Annotated in this window: 15 protein-coding genes; 14 read left to right on the forward strand and 1 reads right to left on the reverse strand. The window is 32.2% G+C overall.

What is annotated here, in order from left to right; all coding sequences use genetic code 11:
* The first annotated feature begins 4 nt into the window (after positions 1-4).
* From metH to MUN68_RS01370, 5 genes are all read left to right on the forward strand, one after another.
* Positions 5-2707 carry a methionine synthase gene (gene metH, locus MUN68_RS01350; protein WP_249995109.1) on the forward strand — a complete coding sequence of 901 codons (2703 nt, stop codon included), beginning with the start codon at positions 5-7 and terminating at the stop codon, positions 2705-2707.
* A gap of 174 nt (positions 2708-2881) precedes the next feature.
* Entirely contained in the window at positions 2882-3838 is a 957-nt protein-coding gene (gene metF, locus MUN68_RS01355; RefSeq protein ID WP_249995108.1) for a methylenetetrahydrofolate reductase [NAD(P)H], read from the forward strand.
* Positions 3839-3910: 72 nt separating this feature from the next.
* Positions 3911-5170: a pyridoxal phosphate-dependent aminotransferase gene (locus MUN68_RS01360; RefSeq protein ID WP_249995107.1), complete on the forward strand. Its 1260-nt coding sequence runs from the start codon at positions 3911-3913 to the stop codon at positions 5168-5170.
* Positions 5171-5215: 45 nt separating this feature from the next.
* Positions 5216-6313: an acyloxyacyl hydrolase gene (locus MUN68_RS01365; protein WP_249995106.1), complete on the forward strand. Its 1098-nt coding sequence runs from the start codon at positions 5216-5218 to the stop codon at positions 6311-6313.
* The gene (locus MUN68_RS01370; protein ID WP_249995105.1) at positions 6310-7059 is read left to right on the forward strand and encodes a head GIN domain-containing protein; all 750 of its coding nucleotides are present in this window, start codon (positions 6310-6312) and stop codon (positions 7057-7059) included. Before MUN68_RS01365 ends, MUN68_RS01370 begins: the two co-directional genes overlap by 4 nt.
* Before the next feature lie 3 nt (positions 7060-7062).
* Here the strand turns inward: MUN68_RS01370 and gldA are convergent, their stop codons facing one another.
* Complete coding sequence (gene gldA / locus MUN68_RS01375) at positions 7063-7959, reverse strand: gliding motility-associated ABC transporter ATP-binding subunit GldA (RefSeq protein ID WP_249995104.1); 897 nt, start codon at positions 7957-7959, stop codon at positions 7063-7065.
* 279 nt (positions 7960-8238) lie between these two features.
* Here gldA and MUN68_RS01380 point away from each other — a divergent pair, with 279 nt between their 5' ends.
* From MUN68_RS01380 to MUN68_RS01420, 9 genes are all read left to right on the forward strand, one after another.
* Positions 8239-9066: a prephenate dehydratase gene (locus tag MUN68_RS01380; protein WP_249995103.1), complete on the forward strand. Its 828-nt coding sequence runs from the start codon at positions 8239-8241 to the stop codon at positions 9064-9066.
* Positions 9063-10208 (forward strand): pyridoxal phosphate-dependent aminotransferase, encoded by a 1146-nt coding sequence (locus MUN68_RS01385; RefSeq protein WP_249995102.1) that lies wholly within the window; start codon positions 9063-9065, stop codon positions 10206-10208. Before MUN68_RS01380 ends, MUN68_RS01385 begins: the two co-directional genes overlap by 4 nt.
* 2 nt (positions 10209-10210) lie before the next feature.
* Positions 10211-11062 (forward strand): prephenate dehydrogenase, encoded by an 852-nt coding sequence (locus tag MUN68_RS01390; protein ID WP_249995101.1) that lies wholly within the window; start codon positions 10211-10213, stop codon positions 11060-11062.
* An 8-nt stretch (positions 11063-11070) separates the two neighbouring features.
* Positions 11071-12153, forward strand: coding sequence for a bifunctional 3-deoxy-7-phosphoheptulonate synthase/chorismate mutase type II (locus MUN68_RS01395; RefSeq protein ID WP_249995100.1), 1083 nt, complete (start codon positions 11071-11073; stop codon positions 12151-12153).
* Positions 12154-12329: 176 nt separating this feature from the next.
* A complete protein-coding gene (locus MUN68_RS01400) occupies positions 12330-13973 on the forward strand; it encodes a hypothetical protein (protein WP_272792393.1) in 1644 nt (547 codons plus the stop codon).
* 83 nt (positions 13974-14056) lie between these two features.
* Positions 14057-15004, forward strand: a complete 948-nt coding sequence (gene rsgA, locus MUN68_RS01405; protein WP_249995098.1) for a ribosome small subunit-dependent GTPase A — start codon at positions 14057-14059, stop codon at positions 15002-15004.
* A gap of 13 nt (positions 15005-15017) precedes the next feature.
* Complete coding sequence (gene dtd / locus MUN68_RS01410; protein WP_249995097.1) at positions 15018-15470, forward strand: D-aminoacyl-tRNA deacylase; 453 nt, start codon at positions 15018-15020, stop codon at positions 15468-15470.
* Entirely contained in the window at positions 15470-15988 is a 519-nt protein-coding gene (locus MUN68_RS01415; protein WP_249995096.1) for a metal-dependent hydrolase, read from the forward strand. The genes dtd and MUN68_RS01415 overlap by 1 nt, the downstream gene beginning before the upstream one ends.
* 36 nt (positions 15989-16024) lie before the next feature.
* Positions 16025-17956, forward strand: coding sequence for a DUF3857 domain-containing protein (locus tag MUN68_RS01420; protein ID WP_272792394.1), 1932 nt, complete (start codon positions 16025-16027; stop codon positions 17954-17956).
* The last annotated feature ends 2 nt before the right edge of the window (positions 17957-17958 follow it).

Raw genomic sequence — 17958 nt, forward strand, 5'->3', positions numbered from 1 at the left:
TAAGATGAAGAAACGAAATAAATATTTAACGCTATCTGGTCTTGAACCTCTAGTTGTATCTCCAGAAAGTAACTTTATTAATATTGGTGAGCGAACTAATGTTACTGGTTCTAGAAAGTTTCTAAGATTAATTAAAGAAGATAACTATGATGAAGCACTAAGTGTTGCAAGAGATCAAGTTGAAGGTGGTGCTCAAATTCTAGATGTTAATATGGATGAAGGCATGTTAGATGGTGAATTTGCAATGACTAAATTTCTTAATCTTATTGCGTCAGAACCTGATATTGCTCGAATTCCATTAATGATTGATAGTTCTAAATGGGACATTATAGAAGCTGGACTTCAAGTTGTTCAAGGAAAATGCGTCGTCAATTCTATAAGTTTAAAAGAAGGAGAAACCGAATTTATCCGACAAGCAAAACTCGTTATGCGTTATGGAGCTGCTGTAATTGTTATGGCTTTTGACGAAGTTGGTCAAGCAGATACTTACAAGCGACGCATTGAAATTTGTAAACGTTCCTATGATATTTTGGTGCATCAAGTTTACTTTCCGCCTCAAGACATTATTTTCGATCCTAATATTTTTCCTGTTGCTACAGGAATGGATGAACATCGTTTAAATGCCTTGGATTTTTTCAATGCTACAAAATGGATTTGCGAAAATTTACCATACGCTAATGTTTCAGGAGGTGTGAGTAATGTGTCATTTTCTTTTAGAGGAAATAATGTGGTTCGTGAAGCTATTAACTCTGCGTTTTTATATCATGCCATTCAACACGGAATGAATTTAGGAATCGTTAATCCAACAATGCTTGAAGTTTATGATGAAATTCCGAAGGATTTATTAGAGCATGTTGAAAATGTTTTGTTTGATAAAAGTAATGATGCAACAGATCGATTACTTGATTTTGCCGAAACTGTTAAAGGCAATAAAAAGGAAGATGTAACCAAAATTTTAGAATGGAGAAACGAGCCATTACAAGACCGAATAACACATAGTCTCGTTAAAGGAATCGATGCCTTTATTATTGAGGATGTTGAAGAAGCACGATTGGCTTCAGCGAAACCCATTGAAGTTATCGAAAGGCATTTAATGGTTGGAATGAATGTGGTTGGTGATCTCTTCGGAAGCGGGAAAATGTTCTTACCTCAAGTCGTGAAATCAGCACGTGTAATGAAAAAGGCTGTTGCTTATTTACAACCTTTTATTGAAGCTGAAAAAGATGGTAAACAAGAGTTTGCAGGTAAAATTTTAATGGCAACAGTAAAAGGTGATGTACATGATATAGGTAAAAATATTGTCAGTGTAGTTTTAGGCTGTAATAACTATGAAATCATCGATTTGGGTGTCATGGTGCCTCCAGAAAAAATAATAGATGCAGCAATCAAAGAAAATGTTGATGTCATCGGACTAAGTGGATTGATAACGCCATCACTTGATGAAATGGTATACCTTTCGAAAGCTATGAAAAAGGAAAATTTAACCATACCATTAATCATTGGTGGTGCAACCACATCTAAAGCACATACATCAATAAAAATTGCTCCAAATTATGAGCATACTGTGGTTCATATAAATGATGCTTCAAGAGCAGTAACAGTTGTAGGCAATTTGTTGCAGAAAGACAATCAAATCTATAAAGATCAAATACGAGTAGAATACGATAAATTTCGCGTGCAATTTTTGTCTAGAAGTAAACGTAAAGAATATATATCTATAGAAGATGCTCGAAAAAATAAATATCAAATCAATTGGAAAACAACTGAAATTGTAAAACCTAATCAGTTAGGAATTCAAATTATTGACGATTTTGATGTTAGAAAACTTGAAGCATTTATTGACTGGAGTCCGTTTTTTAGAAGCTGGGATTTACATGGAAAATATCCAGATATTTTAAAGGATGATATTGTTGGTACTCAAGCGCTAGAACTGTTTAAAGATGCTCAAAACCTTTTGAAGCGCATTTTTGAGGAACAACTGTTGAAAGCTAAAGCTGTTTTCGGTTTGTTTCCAGCGAACTCGGTTAATGATGATGATATTGAAGTGACCATGTCACCTCGAGCGCAGTCAAGAGGTCACAATGATGAACAAACGTACACGTTCCTAACACTTCGGCAACAACTGAAGAAAAGAGAAGGAATTCCAAATCATGCTCTAGCAGATTTTATTGCTCCAAAAGATTTAGGGATTCAAGATTATATTGGCTCATTTTGTGTTACCACAGGTTTCGGTACTCAAGAATTGGCGCAACAATTTGAAGCTGATAATGATGATTATAATTCAATTATGATTAAAGCATTAGCAGACCGATTGGCTGAAGCTTTTGCAGAATATTTACACAAAGAAGTGAGAACGAAACATTGGTGTTATGCTCAAAATGAAGACTTAACTAATGATGAGCTAATTAAAGAAACTTACAAAGGAATTCGTCCAGCTCCTGGTTATCCTGCATGTCCAGATCATTTAGAGAAAGCTACTATTTGGGCACTATTAGATGTAGAAAAAAATATTGGTGTAAAGCTAACTGAAAACTTAGCCATGTGGCCAGCTGCAAGTGTAAGTGGTTATTATTTTGGAAATTCTGAAGCAAAGTATTTCGGATTAGGAAAAATAGCAAAAGATCAATTAAAAATGTATGCCAAAAGAAGAAAAATCTCTGAAGAAATAGCTAATAAATGGTTAAACCCAAACCTTGCAGAAACTTAACAATTTCTTAGACTTAGGAGCACAGTAACATTTAAATTACGTTGTATTCTTGTGTATAAATTTTTAAAGTCAAGACGATGAAAAAACATAAACTAGAAATAAGATTCGCCATACAGTTATTACTATTAACAACAGTCTCATTGTTGATTGCTTTTCTAACGTGAACATTATAAAATGAAAGTAACAGAACACATAAAAAAAGCAAATGGGAACACTCAGTTTTCATTTGAAATATTACCACCTTTAAAAGGGCAACATATTCAATCTATCTTTAATAATATTGATCCTTTAATGGAATTTAAACCACCTTTTATAGATGTTACTTATCATAGAGAAGAATATGTTTATAAAGAACTAGAAAACGGTCTTTTGAAAAAACAAGTTGTTAAAAAAAGACCAGGAACTGTTGGTATTTGTGCCGCAATTCAAAACAGATATAATGTAGATGCAATACCTCATATCTTATGTGGTGGATTTACAAAAGAAGACACAGAGAATTTCTTAATAGATCTTGATTTTTTAGGAATTGATAATGTTATGGCATTGCGAGGTGATGCCGTAAAAACGGAAACGTATTTCAAGCCAGAAAAAGAAGGACATGTGTATGCAAGCGAGTTAGTAAGTCAAATTACTGAATTAAATAAAGGTAGGTATTTAGATGAGGAATTAAAAAACACTTCTGAAACCAATTTTTGTGTTGGTGTTGGTGCTTATCCAGAAAAGCATATGGAAGCTCCAAGTTTAGATAGTGATATTCATTTTTTGAAAAAGAAAATTAAAAATGGAGCAGAATATATTGTGACGCAAATGTTTTTTGACAATAAAAAGTATTTTGATTTTGTAGATAAATGTAGAAGTGAAGGTATTACTGTTCCTATTATTCCAGGTTTAAAACCTATTGCAACTAAAAAGCAACTCAATTTAATTCCACATCGATTTCATGTAGATCTACCTGAAGATTTGATACTTGAAATTGTGAAATGTAAAAATAATGAGCAGGTCAAACAAGTCGGAATTGAATGGTGTGTCACACAATCTTTAGAACTTCAAAAGGCAAAAATCCCTGTATTACATTATTATTCAATGGGTAAGAGTGATAATATAAAAACCATTGCGTCTAAGGTGTTTTAATTTGAAAACCACATTTCTAAAATCATTAATTAAGCCTTACTTTTGCACTACGAAAACGATTTAGTAAAAGTTATGCAAACATCAAAATTAGCCGAAGGATTAAAAGGTTCAGAAATCATAAAAATTGCTGGAGAAGTCAGAGCTTTAAAAGCTAAAGGAGATATAATTTATAACCAAACTATTGGTGATTTTGATGCGAGTATTTTTCCTATTCCAAATGAGTTAAAAGAAGAAATCGTTTCGGCTTACCATAACAATCAAACGAATTATCCTGCTGCAAATGGCATGGAAGCACTTCGTGAAAGCGTTTCCTCTTATTTGTCTAAGAACCTTGAACTTGAGTATTCTAAAAATGAAATCTTAATTTCTGGAGGAGCAAGACCATTAATTTACGCAGTATATCAAACAATTTTAGACCTCGAAGATACTGTGTTATATCCTGTGCCTTCATGGAATAATGATGCCTATACCTATCTAGCTCGTAATAATGCTGTTATTGTTGAAACCAAGCCTGAAAATAAATTTATGCCTACAGTTGGCGACATTCAACCACATATTCAACATGTGAATTTAATAGCACTCTGTTCGCCGTTAAATCCAACAGGAACAACTTTTGATAAACAAACTCTAACTGAAATTTCTCAATTAGTTGTTATCGAAAACAAACGTAGAGCCATCCAAAACATAAAACCTTTGTATGTACTTTACGATCAAATCTATTGGCAATTAACTTATGGAACGACAAAGCATTATAATCCAGTTGAACTCGTGCCTGAAATGCGAGATTATACCATTTTTGTCGATGGAATTTCAAAAGCATTCGCTGCTACAGGAGTACGTGTAGGTTGGGCTTTTGGTCCTAGTCATGTTATTGATAAAATGAAGGCCATGTTAAGTCATATTGGTGCTTGGGCTCCTAAAGCAGAGCAAATGGCTACTGCTTCATATTTAAATCAATCGGAAGCCGTGTCTAATTATTTAAAACATATCAAAAGCGAATTAGATTTTAGATTAAATCACTTTTACGAAGGGTTTCAAGAACTTAAATCTAAAGGTTTGCCAGTAAATGCTATTGAACCAGAAGCGGCTTTGTACTTAACAGTTCAGTTTGATCTCATAGGCAAAAAAACTTCAAATGGAAAAATCTTAACTACAATTCAAGAAGTGACAAGTTATTTGCTTATTGAAGCCAAACTAGCAATTGTTCCATTTTATGCTTTTGGAACATCGATAGATTCTAATTGGTTTAGACTTTCTGTAGGTACCTCTAAGAAAGAAGATATCTCAACGGTTTTTGAATTATTAAAGCAAGCACTTACAGATTTATCATAACTGTTATTTCAATTATTCTGTTACTTTTGCGTCAGAATAAAACTCATGAAGTTTAACCTTACTATCTTATTGACACTTTGTTGTGGATTCTTGTTTTCACAAGATGAAAAAGACAATATCTTTACTTTAGATGCGAACCTGTTTTCTGGTACTATTTTAGAACATAATCCAGACATTGCTCATCTAATTACAGACCATCCCAAAGGATTTATTTTAAGTTACAACAAAAAAACTTACGGTTTTAAAGATTGGGAAAGTCGATTTAATTATCCAGATTGGGGATTTTCTTTCATTTATCAGGATATGAAAAACCCTGTTTTAGGAGAGAATTATAGTTTGTATGCGCATTATAATTTTTACTTTCTAAAGCGAAATCTCAATTTAAGAATTGGTCAAGGGATTGCATATAATACTAACCCTTATGATAAAGAAACGAATTTTAAAAACAATGCTTACGGATCACATTTGTTGAGTACGACGTATGTGATGTTCAATTATAAGAAAGAAAATTTATTTAAAGGATTTGGTTTGCAAGCAGGTATTTCTGTTATACATTATTCTAATGCTAATTTTAAAGCACCTAACACATCAACAAATACATTTGTTTTTAATGTAGGAACAAATTATATGTTCGATTACGAAAGCGAACCTGAATATATTCCTTCTACTGAAAACAAAAAATTCAAGGAGAAAATCAAATATAATTTAGCATTCAGAACAGGTGTTAACGAAAGTGATATTATTGATGTTGGTCAATTTCCCTTTTATATAGTATCAGCTTATGCAGATAAGCGTTTAAATCGAAAAAGTGCCATTCAAGTGGGAACAGATGTGTTCTTTTCTAAGTTTTTAGAAGAGCTAATTTATTTCTATTCTGTAGCCTTTCCTGAGTTGGATGTTTCTGGTGACGAAGACTGGAAGCGTGTTGGTGTTTTTGTTGGTCACGAGTTATTTATTAATAAAATGTCTATCGTCACACAATTGGGTTATTATATTTATTATCCATATGATTTTGAAGGACGTGTTTATAACAGAGTTGGAATGAAACGTTATTTTGGAGATAGATTCTTTGGAGCAATTACTCTAAAGTCGCATGGAGCTAAAGCTGAAGCAGTAGAATTTGGAATAGGAGTCAGATTATGAAAAAATTACTTTATATAATTTTAGCACTTGTAGTGTTTTCATGTAATAATGAAAATACACCAGACTGTTTTCAAAATTCTGGTGATATTATTCAAGAAGAGTTTAATGTAAATGTATTTACCGAAATTACAGTTTTTCCTAGAATTGAGCTCATTGTAAAACAGGATCCAATACAGAAAGTTGTTGTTGAAACTGGTGCGTATTTATTGAATGATATTGAAGTAAAAGTGGTCAATAACAGATTACTAATCACTAACAATAACGCCTGTAATATTAATAGAGATTATGGTATTACCAAAGTGTATGTAAGTGTTCCAAATTTAACCGAAATTAGAAACGGTTCAGGATTAACAGTGCGTAGCGATGGTGTTCTGGCTTTTGATGAGTTGAGATTGGTTTCAGAAGATTTTAATGCAGATGGAGATGTAAATAGCGATGGAGACTTTAATGTGAAAGTCGATTGTATTCAGTTAGATTGTGTGATTAATAATCTCTCTACGATTTTTATAAGAGGAGAAGTTGAAAATTTGTTTGTAGGTTATTATTCAGGTGATTCGCGTTTTGAAGGTCGAAATTTAATCGCTCAAAACATTCGAATTTTTCAACGAAGTAGTAACGATTTAGTCATAAATCCACAATTATCACTTACAGGAGAAATTAGAAGTACAGGTGATGTGATTGTTGTGAATACACCTCCAACAATAGATGTTGAACGCTTCTACACAGGTAGATTAATTTTTGAATAAATTTTATTCAGAAGTTAACTCTCTAAATAGATGTTCTAGACTTGCATTTTTTTGATTCAATTGTAGAATTTTTAATTGATTATCATGAGCAAAATCAAAAACGTAAGATCGCATATCTTCAGTTGTAGAAAATGTAATTTCATAAACAAAGTCGTGCGTGTTTTTTACTGTTTTTGCATTAGGTAATTTTAATAAAAACGCATCCTCTACACGATAATCAAATTCTACAATAACAGTTTGTTCTTTGGCATTTCTAAGCTCTTTTAGTTTTTTGTCGGCTACAATTTCACCTTTATTTATAATGATAACACGATCACAAATAGCTTCAACTTCTTGCATGATATGTGTCGATAAAAACACCGTTTTGTTTTTGCCAACGGTTGTTATTAAATGTCTAATGTCAACCAGTTGATTCGGATCTAAACCTGTTGTTGGTTCATCAAGGATTAAAACGTCAGGTTCATGTAATAATGCATTTGCCAATCCAACACGTTGACGATAGCCTTTTGAAAGTTGACTGATTTTTTTATGTGCTTCAGGTGTCAATCCTGTGAGTTCTATAACATCATTAACTCGAGTTTTAGAGGTTTTGTAGACGTTAGCGTTAAACATCAAATATTCTCTAACATACATTTCGAGATATAAAGGATTGTGCTCTGGAAGATAGCCAACGCTATTTTGAACGTTTTGTTTGCTCTCTATAACATCAAAATTATTAACTTTTGCTTTGCCTTCAGTAGCATTAATATATGTCGTTAATATTTTCATAAGTGTTGATTTTCCAGCACCATTAGGACCTAAGAAACCAACAATTTCACCTTTATTAACCGAAAATGAAATGTTGTTTAGCGCTTTTTGTTCGCCATAGATTTTAGAAATATTTTCAACTTCAATAGACATATATCAAATAGTTTATTCAAAAATAGTAATTATAACCAATGCCTACCTTTAAATTATGAATTCTTTAAAACGGTAACGCAAAACTCAAAAATAACGTATAACAATTTTGATTTACTAAAATAATAATTACATTAGCAACATATTAATAACATGAATACACTAAATTTTGCATATTATAACTGGTTTTATTTCTTTTTTAGCTAAAAGATAGAGGCGTTATATGTATAATTTACAACAATAAATTTAATATGAGTCTCGATGAAAATCGAGACTTTTTTTATGATAAAAACTGTAGCCATACAAGGAGTTAAAGGATCATTTCATCACATTGTGTCACAGCAGTTTTTTGATAAGACGATTGATGTTTCAGAATATTTAACATTTGATGGTGTTGTAGATAGCATTATGAATGCTAAAAATGATGCTGCTATTATGGCGATTGAGAATTCTATTGCTGGTTCTATCATTCCTAATTACGCATTAATTGATAATTTTGGTTTGCATATAGTTGGTGAACATTATTTAGATATTCAGCATCATTTAATGGCCTTGCCAAATCAAACCATTGAGGACATTAAAGAAGTGTATTCTCATCCAATGGCATTGTTACAATGTAAAGCGTTTTTTAAGAAATTTCCACATATAAAATTAATTGAAGATAAAGATACAGCTGAAGTAGCGCAACGCATTCAAGCTAACCAATTAAAAAATGTTGCTGCTATTGCATCAAGATTAGCTTCTGAGTTATTTCAACTTCAAATTTTGTCGGAAAGCATACAAACGATAAAGCATAATGAGACACGGTTTTTTATCGTAAAAACTAAAAATTCTGAAATACCAGAAATAGAAATTAATAAAGCGTCTATAAAATTTGAATTAGACCATAAAAGAGGAAGTTTAGCGACTATTTTGAATGTATTAAGTGATTGTAAGTTAAATTTAACCAAGATACAATCGCTTCCGAAAATTGAAACACCTTGGAAATATGCTTTTTTTGTTGATGTCACTTTTGATGCATATAGCGATTATATTAAGGCGAAGTCTATCATGAAAATCATGGCACAAGATTTTAAAGTACTAGGAGAATATAAAAATGCAAGACTATGATACAGATTGCTGATCGATTAAAAAATGTTGAAGAATATTATTTCTCAAAGAAATTGAGAGAAGTAAATCTGCTCAAAGCTCAAGGGAAACCGATTATCAATTTAGGAATTGGAAGCCCAGATTTAAATCCGCCAGAACGTGTTCTCAATGCATTGGTTGAAATCTTTAATGAAGATGGAGCTCATAAATATCAAAGTTATAAAGGCATTCCAGAATTTAGAGAAGCTATTACAGATTTTTATAAACGACATTTTAACGTGCCTCTAAGCCCGTTAACAGAAGTCTTGCCTTTAATGGGAAGTAAAGAAGGGATTTTACACATTTCTATGGCATTTTTAAATGAAGGTGATGAGGTGTTAATTCCTAATCCAGGTTATCCAACATACAAATCAGTTACTAATTTAGTAGGCGCAAAACCTGTGTTTTACGATTTAACAGAAGAAAATAATTGGTCTCCAGATTTTATAGCCTTAGAGAAAAAGGACCTTAAAAAAGTAAAATTAATGTGGATTAATTATCCGCACATGCCAACAGGAGCTCAAGCAACTAATAAATTATTTGAAGATTTAATAACTTTTGCTAAACGTCATAATATATTAATAGTAAATGACAATCCTTACAGTTTTATTTTAAATCGTTACCCAAGAAGTATTTTAAAATATCGAGATGCTAAAGATGTGTGTCTAGAGTTAAATTCTTTAAGTAAAACATTCAATATGTCTGGCTGGAGAGTTGGAATGTTATTAGGTAAAACCGAATATATTGATGCCGTTTTACGTGTTAAAAGTAATATGGATTCTGGGATGTTTTTAGGAATTCAAAAAGGCGCAATTGAAGCTTTAAACTGTTCTGATATGTGGTACCTTAGTCTCAATAGCGTATATGAACAACGTCGACAAATCGTATGGAAAATTGCAGAAGCACTTAAATGTACTTACGATACAAATGCAGCAGGATTATTTGTTTGGTGCAAACTTCCTGATTATATAGATGCTGAAGAATATATCGATTTGATACTGAAAGAAAAGTCAGTGTTTATTACTCCAGGAACAATTTTTGGAACTAACGGAAAAGGCTACATAAGAATATCGCTTTGTGCACCTCAAGATCAATTAGAAGAAGCCTTAGCAAGATTGAAATAAAAATGAATAATATATATATCATAGGAGTTGGGTTAATTGGAGGAAGTATGGCTTTAGATATCAAGTCTAAGAATAAACATGCTAAAATCTTCGGAATAGATACTAAAATGTCTCACTTAGAAGACGCCTTAGAACGCAATCTTATTGATGAAAAAGCAACATATGCAGATTTAAAATCAGCCGATTTAGTAGTGCTGTCTATTCCAGTTGATAAAGCAGTTTTAGAATTGCCAAAAGTGTTAGATGTAATTTCAGATTCAACCTTAGTTATAGACGTTGGTTCTACTAAAGGTCCAGTTTGCAAAGCTGTTGAAAATCATAAAAAGCGTCGTAATTTTTTAGCAACGCATCCCATTGCTGGTACTGAATTTTCTGGTCCAAAAGCTGCTATTCATCAATTGTTTCAGAAGAAAACTAATATTATTTGTGAAGTAGAAAAAACAGCATTTAAGCTTCAAGAGAAAGCTTTGCAGTTGTTTTCAGACTTAGGAATGCGTATTCGGTATATGAATTCAGAAGCTCATGATAAACACATCGCTTACGTGTCACATTTATCACATATAAGTTCTTTTATGCTAGGAAAAACAGTCATTGAAAAAGAAAAAAATGAACGCGATATTTTTGATATGGCTGGAAGTGGTTTTGAAAGTACAGTGCGTTTAGCAAAAAGTTCACCAGCTATGTGGACACCAATATTCAAACAGAATAGAGAGAATGTAATTGAGACTCTTGATGAATATATCAATAATTTAAAACAGTTTAAATCATTGATGGAATCTGACGATTTCGAAGAGATATTTAAGGAAATGCAAAATACAAATCATATAAAAGACATATTAAAAGGAATTGCTTAATAAAGATTATGGAAAATAAAAAAGAAATGAGAACATGGTTAGATGATTTAGGATTAAATCATCCTCTAGTAATTGCTGGACCATGCAGTGCAGAAACCGAAGAACAAGTTTTAAAAATAGCGAACGAGCTTAAAAACACAGATGTAAATTATTACAGAGCTGGCATTTGGAAACCTAGAACACGTCCAGGAAATTTTGAAGGTGTTGGTGCTTTAGGTTTAAAATGGTTGCAAAAAGTTAAAGCAGAAACAGGATTAAAAACAGCAACAGAAGTAGCCAATAGAAATCATGTTGAACTTGCTTTAGAACATGATATTGATCTATTATGGATTGGTGCAAGATCTACTGTGAGCCCATTTATAATGCAAGAAATTGCTGATGCTTTAAAAGGTACAGACAAGGTTGTACTCGTGAAAAATCCAGTAAATCCAGATTTGGCTTTATGGTTAGGCGGCATCGAAAGATTGCATACAGCAGGAATAAAAAACTTAGGAGCCATACACAGAGGTTTTTCTACATATGAGAAATCTAAATATAGAAATATTCCTGAATGGCAACTTGCTATTGAATTTCAAAATAGATTTCCAGATTTGCCATTAATTAATGATCCATCACATATAACTGGAAAACGTGATATGATTTTTGATGTATCTCAAACGGCATTGGATCTTAATTTTGACGGCTTAATGATTGAGACTCATACAACTCCAGAAAAAGCATGGAGTGATGCTGCTCAACAAGTCACACCAGAACATTTGGTGCAGATTATGACGGATTTGAGAATTAGAAAAGAAACAGATCCTGAAGCAGAATATAATAGCGAACTTAATAATTTAAGAGCTCAAATTGATGTTGTAGATAATCAACTTATTGAGTTATTAGGCAAACGAATGAAAGTAGCCGATGGCATTGGTCAGCTTAAAAAACAAAAGAACGTTGCTGTATTACAAAGCAAACGTTGGAATGAGATTTTAGGAAAAATGGTTCTCGAAGGTGATGAAAAAGGACTCAGTGAAGAGTTTATTTTACGCATGTTTAAAGCCATTCACCAAGAATCGATTAATCACCAAGAAAAGATTATTAATCATTAAAAAACAAGCCTCGTTTATTCGAGGCTTTTTTTGTCTTCGCTAATATTTTGTTTTAATGGCATGCATGTTGCTTCTAGAAAAGCAATTAGATTATAGACTGTAACATTTGTAAAGTCAATTAAAAGTCTATTTTTGTTAACTAAAGAATTTTCAACAACAACAAGATTACTCAACTTATGATTAAAAAAATGATGTGCCTAATAATGATGGTTGGCCTCTCATTACTAGTAAACGCGCAAAATATTGGCCCAATTTCAATCACTCATGGAAAAGAAATAGAAGCTGATAAAGAAAAGATTGTCAGAATCGCTGGTGAAGCCAACGGTAAAATCTACACACTGGCTACAAAAGGTAAAAACTTCTATATTAAAGTATTTAAATCTGATGACATGGCTTTGATTTCAACTAATGAAATCGAAATGTCAGATTTTAAAGACAAAGAGCCAGAATTTGAAGAAATTGCTGTTTTAGATGGCAAAGTTTTTATTCTTGGAAGTGTCTATGATAAAAAAGCTAAAATTGCAAATCTACTAGCAGTCGAGATTTCAGAAGATGGGAAATTAACATCAAATGCGAAGAAACTATTTTCTACTAAAGTGACCAAAAAACGAGAACGTGGTGCATTTTACATAAAAGAATCTCCTGATCGTGACCGACTTTTAATTTTGCATGCGGCTTTATTTGATAAAGAAGAAGTGATTCAGTATGAAATAAAACTGATTAATAATAACCTTGATATATTGATGGAACAAATAGAAAAAGTTCCTTTTAACGATAGAAAAGGATTAGAGTTTGATATCGCTGATTTTGATGTGAACTTTAATGATGATGTTTTTATTGTAATTAACGAAAGTTTTAGAGATAGAAAAACAAAAACAAATCATGAGAAATTTCAACTTCATGCATTTAAATCTTCTAACGGATTTAAAAAAGAAGTTATAGATATCGCCTTTACTAATAAAGAAATTATCAATTGTGAAATGTTAGCTGGTGAAGATGGTAAAGTACGATTAGTTGGATTTTATTCTAGTGTAAGAAAAAATGGTAAAGCAAATAAAGAGCTTAAAGGCGTGTATGCTTCAGTAGTTGATGTTAATGCTAAAAGTGTAGATCAATTAAAGTTTAACGAGTTTGATTATGACACTAAAGTGAAATTATTAGGCGAGCGTAGAGCTAAAAAAGGAAAGGATGTTAAGCCTCTTTATGTTACACATAGTTTAGTTCAAAAGAGTGATGGTGGACTTATATTGCTTTCAGAATATCAACTAATTATTGTTGGAAGACCTTCTGGGATTGGACCTTTGCAAATTACACCAATCACACATATTAATAATGAAATTATTGTGACTTCTATTGCACCTGATGGTTCAGTAGATTGGGCAAATGTGATCCCTAAAAAACAAAAAGCATCGTATTCATCATTAGCAATTGGTTTTGCTGCTTTTGCTGGAAATTCAAATTTTACAGTGAGTGCTAGTGTAAGTGTTCCAATTGGTGTTCTAGGAAAAGGTCCTGAATATTTAAGCGCAATGCCTATTTATGAAAACGGGCAATTAACTGTGTTATTCAATGATAATAAGAAAAATTACGGAATTACTGACATCGAAGACATTAAATGGTTGGGGAATTACAATAAAGCAGTTCCTGCTGCAATCATGTTTGATGATAATGGTGTCATGACACGTGTAGATCAAGAAGATGTCGAAAAGCATCAATTAGTTTTAAGACCAAGAGTGCATTACAGAAGCACTCCTACAGAATATATTATTTATTCATCTCGAAAGTCTGAAGATAAATTGGGTCGAATGAAAAAGGACTAATATAAATTCATAAACTAAAAAGGCTGTCAATTGACGGCCTTTTTTTATTGGTAAATGCTATAATAATTAGCATCTTTGTTGTAATGACAGGAACCGTTTATAAATCTACAGGAAGTTGGTATACCATTAAGACAAATCTTGGTGCTGTTTATCAATGTAGAATTAAAGGTAAATTCAGATTAAAAGGCATAAAAAGTACCAATCCTATTGCTGTTGGTGATGTTGTTGATTTTGAATTGGAAACGAATAATGATACAACTACAGGTGTCATTAATACCATTCATGATCGTAAAAATTATATTGTTCGTAAATCGGTAAATTTATCTAAACAGACTCATGTAATTGCTTCAAATATTGATCAAGTGTTTTTGTTGATTACTATTGATAATCCTCCAACTTTCACCAGTTTTATTGATCGTTTTTTAGTGACTGCGGAAGCCTATTCTATAAAAACAGTATTGCTATTTAATAAAATTGACACTTATAATAATACCACTTTAGATGAGGTGAAATATTTAGCGCATGTCTATCGAAAAATTGGTTACGAATGTATAGGTGTTTCAGCAGTAACAGGAAAGAATGTAGATAAAGTGAAAGCACTAATGACAGATAAGGTCAGCATGTTTGCTGGTCACTCTGGAGTTGGAAAATCAACATTGGTAAATGCGATTGAGCCAGATTTAGATTTAAAAACAAAAGCAATTTCTACGCAGCATAGTCAAGGGCAACATACAACAACATTTGCAGAAATGTTTGATTTGAGTTTTGGAGCAAAAATTATTGATACACCTGGTATTAAAGGCTTTGGAATCGTTGATATGGATAAGGAAGAAATTGGTGATTATTTTCCAGAGTTTTTTGAACTCAAACAAGATTGTAAATTCAATAATTGTTTGCATAAAGAGGAGCCTAAATGCGCTGTTAAAGCAGCTTTAGATAATGATGAAGTTTCCTATTCTAGATACAGAAGTTATCTTCAAATTTTAGAAGGTGAAGATGAACATTATAGAACTGATAATTGGGAAGATTAAATAGTTTCAATTTATGAAAGCAGTCATCCAAAGAGTATCAAAAGCCAGCGTGACAATTGATTCTAAAATCGTTGCTTCCATAGCAAACGGATTGTTAATCCTTATTGGTGTTGTTGATGAAGATACTTCAGAAGATATTAAATGGCTGTCTAATAAAATTACAAATCTTCGCATTTTTTCTGATGAAAATGGCGTCATGAATGAGTCTTTACTTCAGTCAAAAGGAGATGCAATTGTAGTAAGTCAATTCACGCTTCAGGCAAGTACTAAAAAAGGAAATAGACCAAGCTATATTAAAGCTGCAAAACCTGATATTGCAATTCCACTCTATGAATCATTTATTAAGCAATTAGAATCAGATTTAGGTAAATCGATTGGTACTGGGCAATTTGGTGCAGATATGAAAGTTGAATTGCTAAATGATGGACCAGTAACTATTATTATGGATTCTAAAAATAAAGTATAATGGCATCTCTTTTTGGTCATGGGATTTTAGCGTTCACCATTTCGAAAGTTATTGATAAGCAAGATTTAAAAATCTTAATGCTATTGGCCATACTATCGTCTATTCTTCCGGATGCAGATGTCTTAGCCTTTAGTTTTGGGATTCCATATGAACATATGTTAGGTCATCGTGGTTTCACACATTCCATAGCTTTTGCATTACTATGGTCGTTAGTGTTAACCGTTCTGTTTTCAAAAACCAAAAGAATCATTTTCTTTATCGTCTTATTTTTATCAACCTTATCTCATGGGATATTAGATGCCATGACTTCAGGTGGAAAAGGAGTTGGTTTTTTAATTCCATTTAATTCTGAACGGTATTTTTTTTCATTTAGAGGCATAAAAGTCTCTCCAATTGGTATTGAAAAATTCTTATCAGAATGGGGCTTGCAAGTATTGTTAAGCGAGTTGAAATATATTGTTACTCCTTGTATATTAGTATTATGTGTTATTTTTTTAAGAAATAAGTATAGAAAATAGTCTTAAAGTTTTGTTCTGATTTAATTATTTATATTTTTGAATAAAGAACTATTTTTCTTAAGAATGCTTAATAAACTACTGCTTCTTATTTGCTTTATGTTTACGTCTTTACCTTCAATGGCACAAGATGAACTTTTGCTACAATCACTTTCAATTCCTACAGAACTAAGAGAGAATGCTAATGCCATTATTAGATTGGAAAACACACTCATCGAGATTGAATCGTATAATAAAATGGTGTATACAAATAAGCGAATTGTAACAATTCTAAATTCTTCTGCTGATTCGAAACATGGTGCTTACATGGGCTATGATAAAAATACTAATATTAAAAAATTAGAAGCTAGAGTTTATAATGAACAAGGTAAGGAAATCAAGAAAATACGTAAAAGCGATTTTAAAGATCAATCCGCAGTGTCTGGTGGAACCTTGTATTCCGATAATCGAGTTAAATACATGGATTATACACCCATAAATTATCCATATACTGTTGTTTTTGAGACTAAAGTTGAGTATCGTTCTACAGCTTTTATTCCTATATGGAGACCTGTAGATGGCTATTACACAAGTTCACAAAATGTGGATTATAAAATAACTAACAATTCTGGTGTTGATTTAAAAACAAAAGTATCCAATTTTGAAGATTACAGCATTGAAAAACACAGCGAAACACATTATTCTGCTAAGAATTTGAAGGCTTTAAAATACGAAACGTACAGTCCTCCATTTAACAGTTTTGCACCCATTTTTAAAGCGTCATTAACTCGATTTGACATGGAAGGTGTTGAGGGAGTAAATACCAATTGGAAGGATTTTGGTAAGTGGATGAGTGATGAATTAATTCAAGATACACAAGAATTACCTCAACATGTGATCGATGAAATAAAAGGTTTGACCGCAAATGCACAAACAGATTTAGAAAAAGCAAAAATAGTATATCAATATATGCAGAGTCGTACGAGATATATAAGTGTACAGGTTGGTATTGGTGGATGGAAACCAATGCTGGCTAGTGACGTTGATAGATTGGGTTATGGAGATTGCAAAGGTCTTACAAATTACACAAAAGCAATGTTAGATGAATTAGATGTAGAAAGTTTTTACACAGTTATTTATGGAGGTAGAGATATAAGGCATATTGATGAAACGTTTTCATCTGTTCAAGGTAATCATGTTATTTTGTGCTTGCCAAATGAATCTGATTATGTTTGGTTAGAATGTACAAGTCAAACGGCTCCATTTGCTTATAATGCTGGGTTTACAGACGATAGAAATGCTCTTATTATTACTCCAGAAGGCGGTGAAATTGTTCATACCAAAGTGTATAAAACTGAAGACAATTTATTAGATACTAAAGCACTAATTAACGTAGATGTTACTGGAAATATAGAGGCTGAAATTGTTTCAAAATCTTATGGTACGCAATATGGCCAACACGAAGAGACTGAAGCGTTACCTGTCAAAGATCAAATGTTAGCTTATAAAGACTATTGGAATTATATCAATGGACTTAATGTTTCTGGCATGAACTACAGCAACGATAAAGATAGTATTGTTTTTACTGAAACCCTTAAAGTTGCAGCAGAACGCTATGCAGCAAAAGCTGGAAATAGACTCTTATTGCAACCTAATGTTTTTAACCGAATTGAATCTGCTCCAAAACGATATGTTACGCGTACACTTCCATTTGAAATGGATCGAGGGTTCACAGATACAGATGCTTATGAAATTAAAATCCCTAGCACGTTTGAAGTCGAGGCTTTGATGAATCCCGTTTTCATAGAAAACAAGTTTGGAATTTATAAAGCTTCAATTACACAAACTTCAGATGACACTTTATTATATCAACGTGAATTGATTATGAATAAAGGCAAGTATACCAAAGAAGAATATGATGATTTTAGGCAATTTTGGCTCGAAATTGTTAAATATGATAAATCAAAAATAGTACTAAAATCTAAAGCTTAAAT

It is taken from the genome of Psychroserpens ponticola (genome assembly GCF_023556315.2).
Lineage (GTDB): Bacteria > Bacteroidota > Bacteroidia > Flavobacteriales > Flavobacteriaceae > Psychroserpens > Psychroserpens ponticola.

Excerpts from the sequence above, each read along its gene's own strand:
- MUN68_RS01360 (WP_249995107.1), top strand. The coding sequence starts at position 3,911 with ATGCAAACATCAAAATTAGCCGAAGGATTAAAAGGTTCAGAAATCATA.
- MUN68_RS01390 (WP_249995101.1), top strand. The coding sequence starts at position 10,211 with ATGAATAATATATATATCATAGGAGTTGGGTTAATTGGAGGAAGTATG.
- rsgA (WP_249995098.1), top strand. The coding sequence starts at position 14,057 with ATGACAGGAACCGTTTATAAATCTACAGGAAGTTGGTATACCATTAAG.
- MUN68_RS01385 (WP_249995102.1), top strand. The coding sequence starts at position 9,063 with ATGATACAGATTGCTGATCGATTAAAAAATGTTGAAGAATATTATTTC.
- gldA (WP_249995104.1), bottom strand. The coding sequence starts at position 7,959 with ATGTCTATTGAAGTTGAAAATATTTCTAAAATCTATGGCGAACAAAAA.
- MUN68_RS01365 (WP_249995106.1), top strand. The coding sequence starts at position 5,216 with ATGAAGTTTAACCTTACTATCTTATTGACACTTTGTTGTGGATTCTTG.
- metH (WP_249995109.1), top strand. The coding sequence starts at position 5 with ATGAAGAAACGAAATAAATATTTAACGCTATCTGGTCTTGAACCTCTA.
- dtd (WP_249995097.1), top strand. The coding sequence starts at position 15,018 with ATGAAAGCAGTCATCCAAAGAGTATCAAAAGCCAGCGTGACAATTGAT.
- MUN68_RS01395 (WP_249995100.1), top strand. The coding sequence starts at position 11,071 with ATGGAAAATAAAAAAGAAATGAGAACATGGTTAGATGATTTAGGATTA.
- MUN68_RS01400 (WP_272792393.1), top strand. The coding sequence starts at position 12,330 with ATGATTAAAAAAATGATGTGCCTAATAATGATGGTTGGCCTCTCATTA.
- MUN68_RS01380 (WP_249995103.1), top strand. The coding sequence starts at position 8,239 with ATGATAAAAACTGTAGCCATACAAGGAGTTAAAGGATCATTTCATCAC.
- MUN68_RS01415 (WP_249995096.1), top strand. The coding sequence starts at position 15,470 with ATGGCATCTCTTTTTGGTCATGGGATTTTAGCGTTCACCATTTCGAAA.
- MUN68_RS01370 (WP_249995105.1), top strand. The coding sequence starts at position 6,310 with ATGAAAAAATTACTTTATATAATTTTAGCACTTGTAGTGTTTTCATGT.
- metF (WP_249995108.1), top strand. The coding sequence starts at position 2,882 with ATGAAAGTAACAGAACACATAAAAAAAGCAAATGGGAACACTCAGTTT.